The sequence below is a fragment of the Desulfoplanes formicivorans genome, from assembly GCF_001748225.1.
Classification (GTDB): Bacteria; Desulfobacterota; Desulfovibrionia; order Desulfovibrionales; family Desulfomicrobiaceae; genus Desulfoplanes; species Desulfoplanes formicivorans.
In genome coordinates this window covers 53359-66048 of record NZ_BDFE01000009.1, presented here as the reverse complement: position 1 = coordinate 66048, position 12690 = coordinate 53359, and the positions used below count along the sequence as shown (strand labels likewise).

Annotated in this window: 13 protein-coding genes and 1 tRNA gene; 5 read left to right on the top strand and 9 right to left on the bottom strand. The window is 53.7% G+C overall.

Going from position 1 to position 12690, the window contains the following annotated elements:
- Positions 1 to 23: 23 nt before the first annotated feature.
- From DPF_RS04150 to DPF_RS04120, 7 genes are all read right to left on the bottom strand, one after another.
- Positions 24 to 455: a hypothetical protein gene (locus DPF_RS04150; protein ID WP_069857611.1), complete on the bottom strand. Its 432-nt coding sequence runs from the start codon at positions 453 to 455 to the stop codon at positions 24 to 26.
- Positions 456 to 498: 43 nt separating this feature from the next.
- Positions 499 to 891 (bottom strand): NUMOD4 domain-containing protein, encoded by a 393-nt coding sequence (locus tag DPF_RS04145; protein WP_069857610.1) that lies wholly within the window; start codon positions 889 to 891, stop codon positions 499 to 501.
- On the bottom strand, positions 884 to 1498 hold the full coding sequence (locus tag DPF_RS04140; protein WP_231702129.1) for an IclR family transcriptional regulator: 615 nt from the start codon (positions 1496 to 1498) through the stop codon (positions 884 to 886). The genes DPF_RS04145 and DPF_RS04140 overlap by 8 nt, the downstream gene beginning before the upstream one ends.
- Complete coding sequence (locus tag DPF_RS04135) at positions 1495 to 2190, bottom strand: AAA family ATPase (protein WP_231702128.1); 696 nt, start codon at positions 2188 to 2190, stop codon at positions 1495 to 1497. Before DPF_RS04135 ends, DPF_RS04140 begins: the two co-directional genes overlap by 4 nt.
- A 10-nt stretch (positions 2191 to 2200) precedes the next feature.
- Positions 2201 to 4354 (bottom strand): DNA-binding domain-containing protein, encoded by a 2154-nt coding sequence (locus DPF_RS04130; protein ID WP_083254455.1) that lies wholly within the window; start codon positions 4352 to 4354, stop codon positions 2201 to 2203.
- Positions 4355 to 4433: 79 nt separating this feature from the next.
- Positions 4434 to 4652, bottom strand: a complete 219-nt coding sequence (locus DPF_RS04125) for a helix-turn-helix domain-containing protein (protein ID WP_069857609.1) — start codon at positions 4650 to 4652, stop codon at positions 4434 to 4436.
- On the bottom strand, positions 4652 to 4990 hold the full coding sequence (locus DPF_RS04120) for a hypothetical protein (protein WP_141721049.1): 339 nt from the start codon (positions 4988 to 4990) through the stop codon (positions 4652 to 4654). The genes DPF_RS04125 and DPF_RS04120 overlap by 1 nt, the downstream gene beginning before the upstream one ends.
- 285 nt (positions 4991 to 5275) lie before the next feature.
- Between DPF_RS04120 and DPF_RS04115 the strand changes: the two genes are divergently transcribed.
- The gene (locus DPF_RS04115; protein ID WP_069857607.1) at positions 5276 to 5914 is read left to right on the top strand and encodes a helix-turn-helix domain-containing protein; all 639 of its coding nucleotides are present in this window, start codon (positions 5276 to 5278) and stop codon (positions 5912 to 5914) included.
- Between the two features lie 526 nt (positions 5915 to 6440).
- Here the strand turns inward: DPF_RS04115 and DPF_RS04110 are convergent.
- Positions 6441 to 6516 (bottom strand) — tRNA-Lys (locus DPF_RS04110).
- Between the two features lie 110 nt (positions 6517 to 6626).
- On the bottom strand, positions 6627 to 7652 hold the full coding sequence (mqnC, locus tag DPF_RS04105) for a cyclic dehypoxanthinyl futalosine synthase (protein ID WP_069857606.1): 1026 nt from the start codon (positions 7650 to 7652) through the stop codon (positions 6627 to 6629).
- 302 nt (positions 7653 to 7954) lie between these two features.
- Here mqnC and DPF_RS04100 point away from each other — a divergent pair, with 302 nt between their 5' ends.
- The 4 genes from DPF_RS04100 to recQ all read left to right on the top strand — a co-directional run bounded on the left by DPF_RS04100 (position 7955) and on the right by recQ (position 12595).
- Positions 7955 to 8410 carry a YkgJ family cysteine cluster protein gene (locus DPF_RS04100; RefSeq protein ID WP_069857605.1) on the top strand — a complete coding sequence of 152 codons (456 nt, stop codon included), beginning with the start codon at positions 7955 to 7957 and terminating at the stop codon, positions 8408 to 8410.
- A 108-nt stretch (positions 8411 to 8518) separates the two neighbouring features.
- On the top strand, positions 8519 to 9310 hold the full coding sequence (locus tag DPF_RS04095; protein ID WP_069857604.1) for a J domain-containing protein: 792 nt from the start codon (positions 8519 to 8521) through the stop codon (positions 9308 to 9310).
- Between the two features lie 249 nt (positions 9311 to 9559).
- Positions 9560 to 10366 (top strand): 4Fe-4S binding protein, encoded by an 807-nt coding sequence (locus DPF_RS04090; RefSeq protein ID WP_069857603.1) that lies wholly within the window; start codon positions 9560 to 9562, stop codon positions 10364 to 10366.
- A gap of 12 nt (positions 10367 to 10378) precedes the next feature.
- Complete coding sequence (gene recQ / locus DPF_RS04085; protein ID WP_069857602.1) at positions 10379 to 12595, top strand: DNA helicase RecQ; 2217 nt, start codon at positions 10379 to 10381, stop codon at positions 12593 to 12595.
- The last annotated feature ends 95 nt before the right edge of the window (positions 12596 to 12690 follow it).

The following is a 12690-nucleotide window of genomic DNA, read 5'->3' as shown; positions in this document are numbered from 1 at the left end:
GTATCCTCCTAAAATATGTACGGCTATAAGTCTTCAAGCATTACATACAAAAAAATTGTCTCTTTAACATGTTTTATGTCTAAATTCAGCCTTGTTGCAATATCTCTTGCCTTCCACTCGATGTTGTCTCTACAGCTTTGGCAAATATCTATGGTTTCAAAATTATCTTCGTTTATGTGTCCGTCATAATAATCTCCACACTTAAAACATGTAGTCACGACATTGTGTTCAGTATTGCGACACACATCACAGACTTTTATTATTTTTGTATCCATTTTCAGCCCATATTTAGCATCTGTTGCATTATTATATACTGCTTCTTCAATGCCACCATGTTTTGATATGATTTCTTTAAGCCGTTCGATTTCGTCCCACATGGCAATAATGATGTTTGGATAAGTTTTCGCATACAGCTTTTTGACTTCATCGCGTAACTGTTCTTCTTCGCTTTTCATTTTTTATTCTCCACGGTCATGTTGGTGTTGGCACTCGTGACGATTAAATTACAGGCACATACTGGGCAAAATTAAAATAATCCCTTTCCGACTCCCAAAGGTGCATGGACTCCCAGGGGTCCTTGTCCCACGGTGTGGGCCGCCACGGTCTCCGGACCGTGCTCCCATTGGTGTCGGATGACAGGCCGTTCATTTTCCGGACAGCAGACACCCAGTCTTCGTCATACTGCTGGTCCTTATCCGGCCATACCCTGGCCATGACATTCTCAACAAAAAACGACCTGCGTATGCCGTCTGCGCAAAAATCGTATCTTGCCCGGATTGTCCTGGGCATGATGCGCGGAGTAATCATCCGCCCGCGCGGGGACTTGAGCCTTCCAAAATCACTGATCAGGTACCCGCGCATACCTGGTATTTTTCGCCATTGTTCAGCCATTGGATGCCTCCCCAAATCGATCAACAAGCGTTTGACAATGTTCCATCACCTTGGCCCGGGCCTTTTCCGAGTAGGGGTCCATTGTCAGAAATACCCGGACCAAACCAAGGGCCGCTGCCTTTTCAGCCTCAAACGGATCAGCATGTTTGATGGGTGGGTAGGGGGTGGCCCGCTGTTCCCGGGCCCGCATGGTTCCCCTGTACTTCAGAGTATTTCCGGACCGGCCGTAACGCTCGATGTACCCCTCTTCTTCAAGAAACACGCAATAACGCCTGACCATGGAGTACGAGACCCGGGTCACCTGGCTCAGGTCATGAAACGACCATCCTGGCCTGTGGCTCCGGACCGCCCGCCAGACACGAATGTACGACTCGCCATGCCTGCGCGGGGTCGCTTTGGGTATGTAGCGATACACACCAGGGGACACCCGCTCGGCCTCGCCGTGTCCAACCATGTCCTGCATGCGCCTGCGCAGGCGCACCTTTTCCCGCTCGTCATCAAGGCCGAAAACCTCATACAGCATGGCATGGCTCACTTCCCGCTTGCCGCCCTCGGACAAGCCCATGAGCACGCCGCGCAGTTCGTCCATTCCCGCAGTGATGGTCATATCTTCCGCCCCCGTGCCGTTGCTTTGGTCACCAGATCGGCGTCCACGCTTTGCGTCTGGGCGGCACGGCTCGCCTGTTCCACCTTGATCATCATGGTGTGGATGAGCCGAAAGTCGCCGCCGGACTTTTTTTTCAGGATGCGGGCCGCTTCTGGGCTCATCTTCAGCCCGGCAGCCCGGGCCGCATAGTTGAGCACGTCCATTTCCGACACGGGCCCAAAGACAACCTCCTGGGTCACGCGGGACCATATCCGGCGCCTGGATGACAGCAGGGGCTGCAATCCTGCCTCGCCGATCAGCACGATGGGGGCGCCGCTCTGGTCGTGGATGTCGCGCAGATCCTCGATGCGTTTGACATTGAGCCTGTCGGCCTCGTCGATAATGAGGGTCTGTCTGTCTCTCTCCAGCGCTTCCATGATGGCTATCTTGCATCGGTTCGCAGAGTGGGGGCGCTCGCCCTTGACTTCAAAGCAGAGTGCCTGCAAGAATGCCGTTTGAGTCCAATCCTGCCATACGCGCAGGAACACGCCGCCGTTCTCGGCGTGATAGTTCTCAGCGGCAAAGGTTTTGCCTCTGCCAGCCTGGCCGGACACAACGCCAATACCAGGCTGGCCCTTTTCCGTATCTTCCAGGTTCCGCATGGCTCTGCGGAACCTGGATACATTTTCCGTCTCCACAAATACTGGCTTCACGTCTTCCTCCTTATATGTTTACCGCGTGACCATCCTGGTCACGCAGCATGACCAGCGTCTGCCGGAGTTGGTTGTACCGTGGTGCAGCCACCTCGGCATATTCCCGGCTCTTCTCGTAATATTCCTTCCATGCCCGGTCTTCCTCGGTCAGCTCGATCCCTTCAACCTCGGAAATCTTGAACAGGTACTCGTATTTTTCCAATTCAGTTGAGAAAAAAGCGGGCCGATCATACCCGGGTTTGTCCGCGTCCAATTCGGCTGCAATGGCCTGCTGGGCAGCGATCAGCTCCGGGTCGATTTCGTCCTCATGCGCCACCTGGGGCTGTTCCGGGACAATGTCCTGAACTTGCAGCTCCACCTTTTCCCGCTTGACCCACGGCAATTGCTGGATGGCCTCACTGTCCCGGCCAAGGCCCATGGCGTCAGCCTGGCGGAAGGTTTCGCGCTTCAGCCGAGCTTGGAGTCTGTTGGCCTCCTGAACCTTGAGCATGTCCAGTTCGTTGCCGAATTCCTTGGCCAGGGGATGGATGGCCGATACGGGCGTGGCCTCGCCCAGGGGATGGTTGTCCATGGTGAACATTTTGACAGTGGACAGGTCCGCCCAGTGGTACCGGATCTTGATCTTTTGATTGAGCCCGTAGAGTACATCGGACTCGTAATCGACACCGGCCAGCGTAAATCTGCACCGTTTCGGATGGACAACCTTGGTGTGCATGAAATGCTGGTCCAGCTCTTCCGTACTGATGCCCGGGCCGCGACCGGCCTCCAGAATTTGCATGGGCGTGATCCCTTTACCAAGGGATCTGCACGGTCTGTTTGCGTACCAGCCAACATACAGGCGAAAGATTTCTGCGGCCTCGCGAACGTTGGGAATCCACCCGGAGTGGCGGGCCTGATGAAATTTTTCGTTTCTGGATCTCCATGCTGGCTTGGAGTCGATATTGTGCCCGCAATATGATGGCAAAAGCCGCTGGCACTGCTCGTCAAATGTACGGAAGAACCGCTCCACAATTTTTGTCCTGGCCTCGTATGGCTTTGATCTGCGCACGGCTATTCCAAGCCTGGCATACAGGCCGTTGAGCTCGTCAATTTCGTCGTTGTGATCCAGGAAATATTTGGAGGTGAAGGCACGGCCATTATCAATATATGCCACCTTGGGGTACTTCCCCAGAGTCTGACACGCCATCCGCAGTGCAGATGAGATGCAGAAGGTCGATTCAGAAGGCATGATCTCCCAGCCAACCGGGCAGTGGGCCCGCCAATCAAACCAGACCAGCAGACACATGCGCACGGGCCGCCCGTGAACCGGGTGGAGGACCTGGAAATTAAGGTCATGACCGTCAGCAAAGATGCAGTCCCCGACAGAGAGAAGTTTGTCGTTTCGTGTGGCAAAAGGCCCAACCTTGTCCTTGAGAGCCTTTTCGCCATCGCGCATAAGCACAACCAGGTCGTGGTGATGGGCATCGAACCGTTTGGCAAACCGACGAAAACTTGCATAGGATGCTACAGGAACACCGCGCTTTTCCAGTACAGCCCTGGTTGCCTCGTATGCCAGGGCGATCCCGGGCCTGTTTGGGTTGAGCCATGCGGTCAAAAACACGGCTTCCGCCTCAGGACCGATCTGCCCTGGGCCCTTTTTCCCGCCCTTGAGCCATGCCCCGCGTTTGTCGCATAGCACACGGTAATCATCGCCGTTGTCGCGCAAGGCCTTGTCCCACTTGTACAAGGTTGGCCGTGAGACCCGCCCGCGCCGTGCGTGCACTTTGGGCAGCAATTGCCCGGAATGGTACGCCAGCAAAAAAGCATCAGTTGCCGCACCCTTGGTTGATGCGGACTTGGAAACATGGGCCCGCCATTCATGGACAATGCGGTACCTGTCCAACCCGCTCTGGTGGGCAGAATCAGGTATGGCTGCAGATGTTGGTATCTCGATAATGGCAGGGGCCTGGGGCTTAACTGTCTGGACGCAGGCCGTATCTTTTGCAGACTCGGCAAGTATTTTGTGCTGGATGTCTTCCGGCAGATCGGCAAGGTAGAACGCCTTGCCGCCGCCTCGCGCTTTCCGTTTGTGGCTTGTCCATGACTCGGCCTTGGCACGCTTCTGCACGGCCCTGACTGTAACGCCTATTGCGTCTGCTATTTCTTTTGGTGTGTACTCTTTCATTGCCTGTCCTCATCCGTTTAATTCCCTGCCCCCGATGAGCGGAGGAAGGGTCAAAATGGGCGAAGCGACTTGATCCAGTTTATGCGGCCACATCCTTTTCATCTTCCTTATACTTGTCCCCAAAGTAGGACTTGGGGACACCAAGCTCCAAAACAAAGTACAAGTACAGCCTGCGTGATGTCTTTTTGCCAGCAATGAACATGCTGACAGTTGGTTTGGAAACACCAAGTTCTAATGCTACCTGCGCCTGGGTAATGCCGTGGAGCAACAGCCAGGCTTTGATTTTTCTGCTTTTCATTATACCCCCAGCTTCTGCATCAAGGCGCGTTTCTTCTTCTGACGTTGCTTCTCTTCAACCACCAGCCTGCCATACTCGACATACATCTGATCATCCTCATCCAACACGGCCAGGCCGGTCCCTTCCAGAATGGCGGATACAATCCCGGCATCGCCGGTTATCACCACCAGTGCGGACACATACTCCATGGGGAAGCGCCAGTCCCTCTTGGCCCCAGACGTCCAGTTGTTGATGTGGTTGATGGAGATCGATTCCCCTGTCAGCCGAGACATCTCAGATGCAATCTGTTCTCTGCTCAACTGGCAGGAATCCATCGCATGTGTCAGTGCCTCGCGCACCGCGTCCTTCCGGCTCAGACTACCGGCCCTCATGGACTGAGAGCCCGATGTCTGAATCGGGAGCAGGAGCTGCCTGCATGGTCCGACAGATTTTTTCGGGTTCCTAGACATTGAGTTTACTTCCAGATGCGGTTAGTTATCAGTTTAGCGGGTAAGCTGTTACCCCGCTGAAGTTCGTAGTACCCATGAATTTTGGTCTTTGTCAACAAGTTTTTGGGTTCGCACTTAAAAAATCCAAAAAATATATACTTCAAACATAAAAATCTTTAAATTTTGGACAGATAAATGAAAGAACGAACCAGCAACAAAAGTTCGCACTTAGGTTCGCACTTAACGCAAGGAACTGCGAACCAAAATTCATTTGCCTTTCGACTTCGCAAGGCACGCGAAAGCATTGGTATAACCCAAAAAGAGTTGGCCAAAAAAATTGGGGTTGTACCAAATTCTGTTCAAAACTATGAAGGGGGAACGTTTCCAAAGGGTGACGTTGTTGCCAAAATCGCAGAAGCCCTAAATGTTTCAACCGACTGGCTGCTGTCTGGTAAGGAGGAATTGGCACCGTATGGAACAGGTGGGGATTCTGGGGCTATAAATAATGATACGGCTCCAGAACATGAACGAGTTGCAAAAACACTTGAAGATGGTCAGGATTTCAATACAGCCGAGATCATATCAAAAACAATAGAAATACTTGAATCAAAGACCGTGTTCACAACGGCAATAGTAAGTAATATCGAAGCCTTTCACGAGGCTATCCAGATGAAAAAGGAGCTCCAGAAATTCAAAGCGGAAATGCAAACAGAAACCGCTAAAATGTTTAACGATATACGAAAAGAAGTTGCCAAGCTACGCCAGGAAAACCAGCAGCTACGCGACGAGATAAGGCGCGACCGAGATCAGGAAGTTACTGAGGACACGGGTTAGGCTCCACCACAACGGCCTGAGGCTTCACCGGGCATACACCAATATACGAAGCATCAGGACAGTCGGAAACCTTACCCAGATAGAATGGGATACACAGACGCAGCGTTTTGGTCGGGGCTCAGAAAGGATACGCGTTGTGGTGGGTTTTGCTGCATAACCCAATCACGCCATGCATGTATGACAAAATACGGCGCCATAAAAAAAGGGCCAAATCGGCCCTTTCAATTTTCTCGTTTTACCTGCAAATTTTCTACAAAAAGTAAATTTTTTCTCGTTTTCTCTTTGCGCCTCCAAATCTTGCCGTCAACCTCCACCAGCCCGCATCAGTCCTATGTTTGTCCCACATCAGGCCCCCTCCATCCCCCTATGTCAATATTTCTCATCTTCACTGACCCCCCACAACAGACATCACTCCAAGAGGCCTGCAGGGATTCTCCAGTTTTTCTGCAACTGGCACAAATTTGGAGCAGAACAGCTCAGGCACAAAAAAAGAGGTTAGATTTTCATCTAACCTCTTGATTTTTTTTGGTGGGCCACCAAGGAATCGAACCTTGAACCTCCTGATTAAGAGTCAGCTGCTCTGCCAATTGAGCTAGTGGCCCGGCGGGGTGTTGATTGGTCTCCCAAGCAACGAGACGACCTTTTATGGAGACGGGGTCTTCTTGTCAAGCACAAAAATTCATGTTTTCAGGATTTTTATCACCAACCCCATTCAATCCACCAGGGTATAGTCCATGGCCCTGCGCCGGGGTGTGAATCCGGCCGATGAGATGATGGCGCGGATTCGTTCTTCAGCCAGGCGGAATCGACAGCCGGTGGCAGCAACCACGTTTTCTTCCTGCATGGTGGATCCGAAATCATTGGCCCCCCAGAACAGGGCCAGCTGACCGATCATGGGTCCCTGAGTCACCCATGAAGCCTGGACGTTCTCGATATTGTCCAGATAGAGCCGGCTCAAAGCCAGAAACTTCAGGTACTCAACCGAAGAGACTTCAGGAGTCTTGATCAGGGTATTGTGGGGCTGAAATGTCCAGGGAATAAAGGCCGTGAATCCGCCGGTACGATCCTGAAGATCACGAATGCGATCCAGATGCTCCAACCGATCCTCAAAAGATTCCACATGGCCGAACATCATGGTTGCCGTGGTCTTCAGCCCAAGGTTATGCGCTGTTTCCATGACACTGATCCATTGGTCGGCATTGCATTTGCGCGGTGATATGCGGGCACGGATGGCATTGACCAGGATCTCGGCTCCACCACCAGGAATGGAATCAAGACCTGCCTGATGCAGGGCGGTTATGGTTTCCTCGATGGAGAGTTTTTCCTTGTCCGCCAGAAAGACGATCTCCGGCGGAGAAAACCCGTGCACCGCCACCATGGGAAACTCTTCCTTGATAAAGGCAAGCATGGACGTATAAAAATCCAGTCCCAGATCAGGATTCATGCCCCCCTGAAGTAAAAGCTGGTACCCGCCCAACTCCACGGTTTCCCGAATTTTGGCCCCAAGTTCTTCACGCGAAAGCACATACCCCTCAGGATGACCAGGGGGCCGAAAAAACGCGCAAAATTTGCATCCGGAAACACACACATTGGTATAATTGATATTTCTGTCGGCAATATAGGTGACAATGTTTCCGGGATGACGCTCGGTCCTGGCTGCGTGAGCCCTTTTGCCCAGGGCAAAAACATCCTCACGCCACAGAACCTTGGCATCCTGACGTGTCAATCGATCACTCATGGCTAACTCGCTTGCTGGTTGATGCTGCACACATTCTCGCGCACAAACGGGGTACAATATGCCTGCAAAAAACACTTGCAGGCAGGCCGGAACGCAACATGGTTCCGCGCCCCAGTGGTTTGGCTAGTCTTCCCGAAGGTATCGGTCAAGCCGGGATCAACAGGCAGACACCAGGAGCTGCAACCGGATATTGACCATGCATGCACATGGGAGTAGTTTTTTACTTTTGTATGCTGGCAAAAAAATCATCCGGGAGTATATCATCTCCCCGTTCAACCCCATTCAAGGACCTTTATCCATTCATGAAAACACCCCGTGCCTTTTCCTGCCGCATGTGCGGCCATTGCTGCCAGGGAACCGGCGGAATCGTTGTCTCCCCGGAAGAACAACAACGGTTGTGTCACTTTCTGGAACTTGATCTGACCGCCTTTCAAAAACAGTATACCCATCTGACTTCATCCAAACGGATCATTAAAAGCGATGCATCCGGGTACTGCATTTTTTTCAAAAAAGACACAGGGTGCTCGGTTCATGAGGCCAAACCCGATGTATGCAGGGCATGGCCCTTTTTCCGGGGAAACCTTCTTGATCCCACCAGCTGGGAAATGGCTCAGGACTATTGTCCGGGTATATGTCCCAAGGTGCCCCATGCGGAATTTGTGCGCCAGGGACTCATCTACCTCAAGGAACATGGACTGATCCACCATCAGGATCTGGATGCCAACGCCCTCAAGGTTTCGGATATCAAATCCCCGTAAACCCGCTGGCAGGCGGGGGTCGTCATCACTGCCCCTGCTGGGCAGAAACAAACCCTCCGGGTTCAGGCACACCTATCCTGACCAACCTTCTACTACCGCCAACCATTCATGGATCTACGACAAGCTTACAGAATCATAGGGCTGCGCTTTGGGGCCGATCTGGATACAGTCAAATCAGCCTTTCGCAAACAGGCCTTTGCCTACCATCCCGACCTCCATCCCGATGACCCCCAGGCGGCAAAAAAATTTCACGACCTGAACAAGGCCTATGTACATCTCAAGGAATACCTGACTGCCAAGGAACAGAAAAAAGCTGCCCGCAAACAGGCCCGTTCCGAGGACCAGACTCCCCCGACCGGATCCACCTCGTTTGCTTCTGCCCATGCCTCCAATGGGCACAAGGCCGATACATTTGCATCCGACAACAGGCAGAGGCCCAAAAAAGGATTTGCCGCCCGGCAGGAGGAAACCCTCAAGGACATTCTGAACGATCCCTTTGCCCGGCAGGTTTTTGAAGACATCTTTGAAAGGATCAAAACCCGCAAACCATCCATCTCCACCAGGGCGCAAACAACCGCGGGAACACCACAGAAAAAGCTGAGCCTGTCCTGGGGCAAACGGTCTCTTGATCTGGATGTCACCCATGGGTTGTGGACCGGCGTCAAAAAATGGTTCGGGTCCCAGCTGGACGATTGGCAGACCATCCATCTTCCGGCTCCGCAACTTCGTCCCGGCAGCAAGGTTCGGGTTCAGATCCAACGCAAGGGCAAGGGGTCCATGTCCCTGGAACTGCGCCTCCCCCACAATTTCATTGTTGGTCGTCCCATCCGCCTCAAGGGTCAGGGGCGCAGTCTGGGACCTTTCAAGGGAGATCTGTACCTGCGCTTTCTGGCTGTATGAGCAAGTGCGCATCGCGCACTTGAGTATGCAGTACACAGTGCGCAGGGAAAAACTTGTTCTGTGCTTTCCTGAAAAGTTCTTGCCTTTCTTTGCGCCCTTGGCGATCTTCGCGGTAAAAAAAAAGAAAAAGGAAACCGCCAAGCTCAGCAGGAAACGAGAAACAAGAACATTTTACCGACCAAAAACTTTTCTGCGCACTCCTGTGTTCTGTGCACTCCTTGCGCACTCCTCAAAACAAGGATCTCTCTTATGAACATGCAAGATCTCGAACTGATTTTCTTCTCCCCCACCAAGACCACCCTGGCCACGGTGGAGGCCATTGCCCAGGGCATGGGCCTTGGCGAACCAATCAAAACGGATCTGACCTTTCCCGTGGAAAACGCCCCTCTACCCAGTCCCTCACAAGGCGTGGCCATTGTGGGTGTTCCGGTCTACGCAGGACGAGTTCCCCAATTGGCAGCCCAACGCCTGCGCGATCGAGTCCAGGGAAATGGTAGACCAGCCATTCTGGTGACTGTGTACGGAAACCGGCACTATGAAGATGCCCTGCTCGAATTGGGCGATCTTGCCAAAGAACTGGGATTCATACCTGTTGCCGGGGGCACCTTTATTGGTGAACATTCCTTTTCTTCACCAGAACTTCCCGTTGCCCAGGGGCGGCCCCATGACAATGACCTGAAAGCGGCCCGGGATTTCGGGCGCCAGGTCGCTGAAAAACTGGCCAACCTCACATCCCTTGATACCATGGACCCACTCCATCTGCCGGGTAACCGGCCTTACAGGGACGGCGTGACTCCTGCGCCCATTGCGCCGGAAACCGATGTCAACCTGTGCATTTTGTGTGGAGAATGCGCCCGAGTCTGTCCTCCGCAGATCATCACGGTGGACGACACCGTGATCACGGATGTCTCCGCCTCGGGGTGCATCCGATGCAGCGCGTGCATCAAGGCATGCCCCACCCACGCACGGGCGTGGAAGGTGCCCAAGATCCATGAAATCCAGGTGTTCCTGCACACCAAGCACGCCCAGCCCAAACAACCTGAAATGTTCTTCTGAGGGATCAGATCCATGCCCCCTGCCCTCCAAGCCAATCTTGGCCGCTGCCGCGAAATCCTGCATGATACATTTGGATTCCGCACCTTTCGCCATCTTCAGGAAGAAATCATTGCCCATGTTGTTGGCGGTCATGACGGGCTGGTTCTCATGCCCACGGGCGGGGGCAAATCCCTGTGTTACCAGATTCCTTCCATGGTCCGTCCAGGGACCGGCATTGTCATTTCCCCCCTCATCGCCCTCATGGAGGATCAAGTTGCCGGTCTGCTGCAAATGGGAGTCAAGGCGGCCTTTCTCAATTCAAGCCTGCCCGCCCAGGAAACCGTGAACGTGGAAAATCAGCTCGTTGCCGGGCACCTCGACCTGTTGTACGTGGCACCGGAACGCCTTTTGACCGATCGTTTCCTTCACCTTCTGGAACAAAGCACCCTTGCCCTGTTTGCCATTGACGAGGCCCATTGCGTCTCCCAGTGGGGACATGATTTCAGGCCCGAATATACCCGGCTGAGCATTCTGGAAGAACGATTTTCCCAGGTTCCCCGACTGGCCATGACCGCCACGGCTGACATGCCGACCCGAAAGGATATCCAGAAACACCTGGGGCTGACCAGAGCCCGTGTTTTTGCCACCGGATTTGACCGGCCCAACATCAGGTACACGGTCATCCCCAAAAACAATCCTCACCAGCAGCTGCTCCAATTCATCCGCAACGAACATTCCGGAGAATCGGGCATTGTCTACCGATTCAGCCGTAAAAAGGTCGACCAGACCGCTTCATGGCTTGCAGACAAAGGACTTAAGGTCCTGCCCTACCATGCAGGTATGGACGCCCATACCCGGCGCACCAATCAGGATCAATTCATGCGCGAGGAAGGGATCATCATGGTGGCCACCGTTGCTTTTGGCATGGGCGTGGACAAGGCGGACATCCGTTTTGTGGCCCATCTTGAGCCACCCAGAAGCATGGAAAGTTATTATCAGGAGACAGGTCGTGCCGGTCGTGACGGACTGCCGGCCGACGCCTGGATGACCTATGGATTCGGGGATATCGTGGCCATTCGCCAGATGGTCATGGCCAACACCCTTCCCCAGGAACAACGGCGCATCCAATGGCACAAGCTCGAAGCATTGTTGGGATTTCTGGAAACAGCTTCGTGCAGACGACAAGCCTTGCTGGGCTATTTCGGAGATGCCTATCCCGAACCATGTGGCAACTGCGATAATTGCCTGCACCCCCTTGAGACCTGGGACGGAACCATTGCCGCCCAAAAGGCGCTGTCCAACATCTTCAAGACCGGCCAGCGGTTCGGAGTGGGACATCTGACCGAAGTTCTGCTGGGCAACACGACCCAGCCCATTATCAAATTCGGCCACCACAAGGTTTCCACCTTTGGCATTGGCACCGAACTGGACAAGCGGGGATGGGCCTCGGTCTACCGGCAACTGGCGTCGTCCGGATCCCTGTATGTGGATATGGAGCACTACGGGGCACTCAAGCTCAACGACGCAAGCTGGGCCATCCTGCGCGGGCAGAAAAAGGTCAGGTTCAGAACCGACCCCACCCCCCCAAAAAGCAGCAAAAAAACTTCGGGTTCACGTGCCGCCATGGCATTGACCACCGAAGAATCCAGAATTCTCTGGGAGTCCCTGCGCAACCTGCGCAAAGACATTGCCAGCAGGCAAAACGTCCCGCCCTACACGGTCTTTGCGGACAAAACACTTCTGGAAATGGTCACCTACAGGCCAACCGACCTGGAATCCATGCGTTCTCTCTATGGCATCGGCCGCACCAAACTGGACCGTTATGGCCAGCTTTTTCTGGATGCCCTTACACATCATGAAGCCCAGCACGGACGCCCGACCAACCTTCCCGACCTTCCGGCATCAGAACCGCCTCCCATGCCCGGCAGGGACAGGCAGGAGTTAAGCAAAACAGAAGCCCGGTCCCTCGATCTTTTCGCCAGGCTGGGCTCCATTGATCAGGTAGCCGAACAACGGGGCCTCAAGCCAACAACCATCACCAACCACCTTGCCCAGGCCATTGCCCTTGGCAAGATCAGTGTCCAGGAAGTCACGGGCCTGAGCGATCAGGAACTGGCCGCCATCCAAACCACCTTTGCGGACCTGACAACAAACGGCCAGGTCATGCTCAAACCCGTGTTCGAGGCCTTGGGCGGCAAATACGACTATGGTATCCTGAGATGTGTACACAAAGGGATGTGCGTTGATTGATCCATGGTCAAGCCCATTGCCCGACAAGCACCACAGCGCAAGGCACCCTCACGAAAGGCCAGAAGATGCCTGCCGCTGCGATGCCGCAATGGACA

Coding starts and splice junctions, on each gene's coding strand:
- mqnC (WP_069857606.1), bottom strand. CDS start 7,652: ATGAGTGATCGATTGACACGTCAGGATGCCAAGGTTCTGTGGCGTGAG.
- recQ (WP_069857602.1), top strand. CDS start 10,379: ATGCCCCCTGCCCTCCAAGCCAATCTTGGCCGCTGCCGCGAAATCCTG.
- DPF_RS04100 (WP_069857605.1), top strand. CDS start 7,955: ATGAAAACACCCCGTGCCTTTTCCTGCCGCATGTGCGGCCATTGCTGC.
- DPF_RS04095 (WP_069857604.1), top strand. CDS start 8,519: ATGGATCTACGACAAGCTTACAGAATCATAGGGCTGCGCTTTGGGGCC.
- DPF_RS04145 (WP_069857610.1), bottom strand. CDS start 891: ATGGCTGAACAATGGCGAAAAATACCAGGTATGCGCGGGTACCTGATC.
- DPF_RS04115 (WP_069857607.1), top strand. CDS start 5,276: ATGAAAGAACGAACCAGCAACAAAAGTTCGCACTTAGGTTCGCACTTA.
- DPF_RS04130 (WP_083254455.1), bottom strand. CDS start 4,354: ATGAAAGAGTACACACCAAAAGAAATAGCAGACGCAATAGGCGTTACA.
- DPF_RS04150 (WP_069857611.1), bottom strand. CDS start 455: ATGAAAAGCGAAGAAGAACAGTTACGCGATGAAGTCAAAAAGCTGTAT.
- DPF_RS04140 (WP_231702129.1), bottom strand. CDS start 1,498: ATGACCATCACTGCGGGAATGGACGAACTGCGCGGCGTGCTCATGGGC.
- DPF_RS04090 (WP_069857603.1), top strand. CDS start 9,560: ATGAACATGCAAGATCTCGAACTGATTTTCTTCTCCCCCACCAAGACC.
- DPF_RS04125 (WP_069857609.1), bottom strand. CDS start 4,652: ATGAAAAGCAGAAAAATCAAAGCCTGGCTGTTGCTCCACGGCATTACC.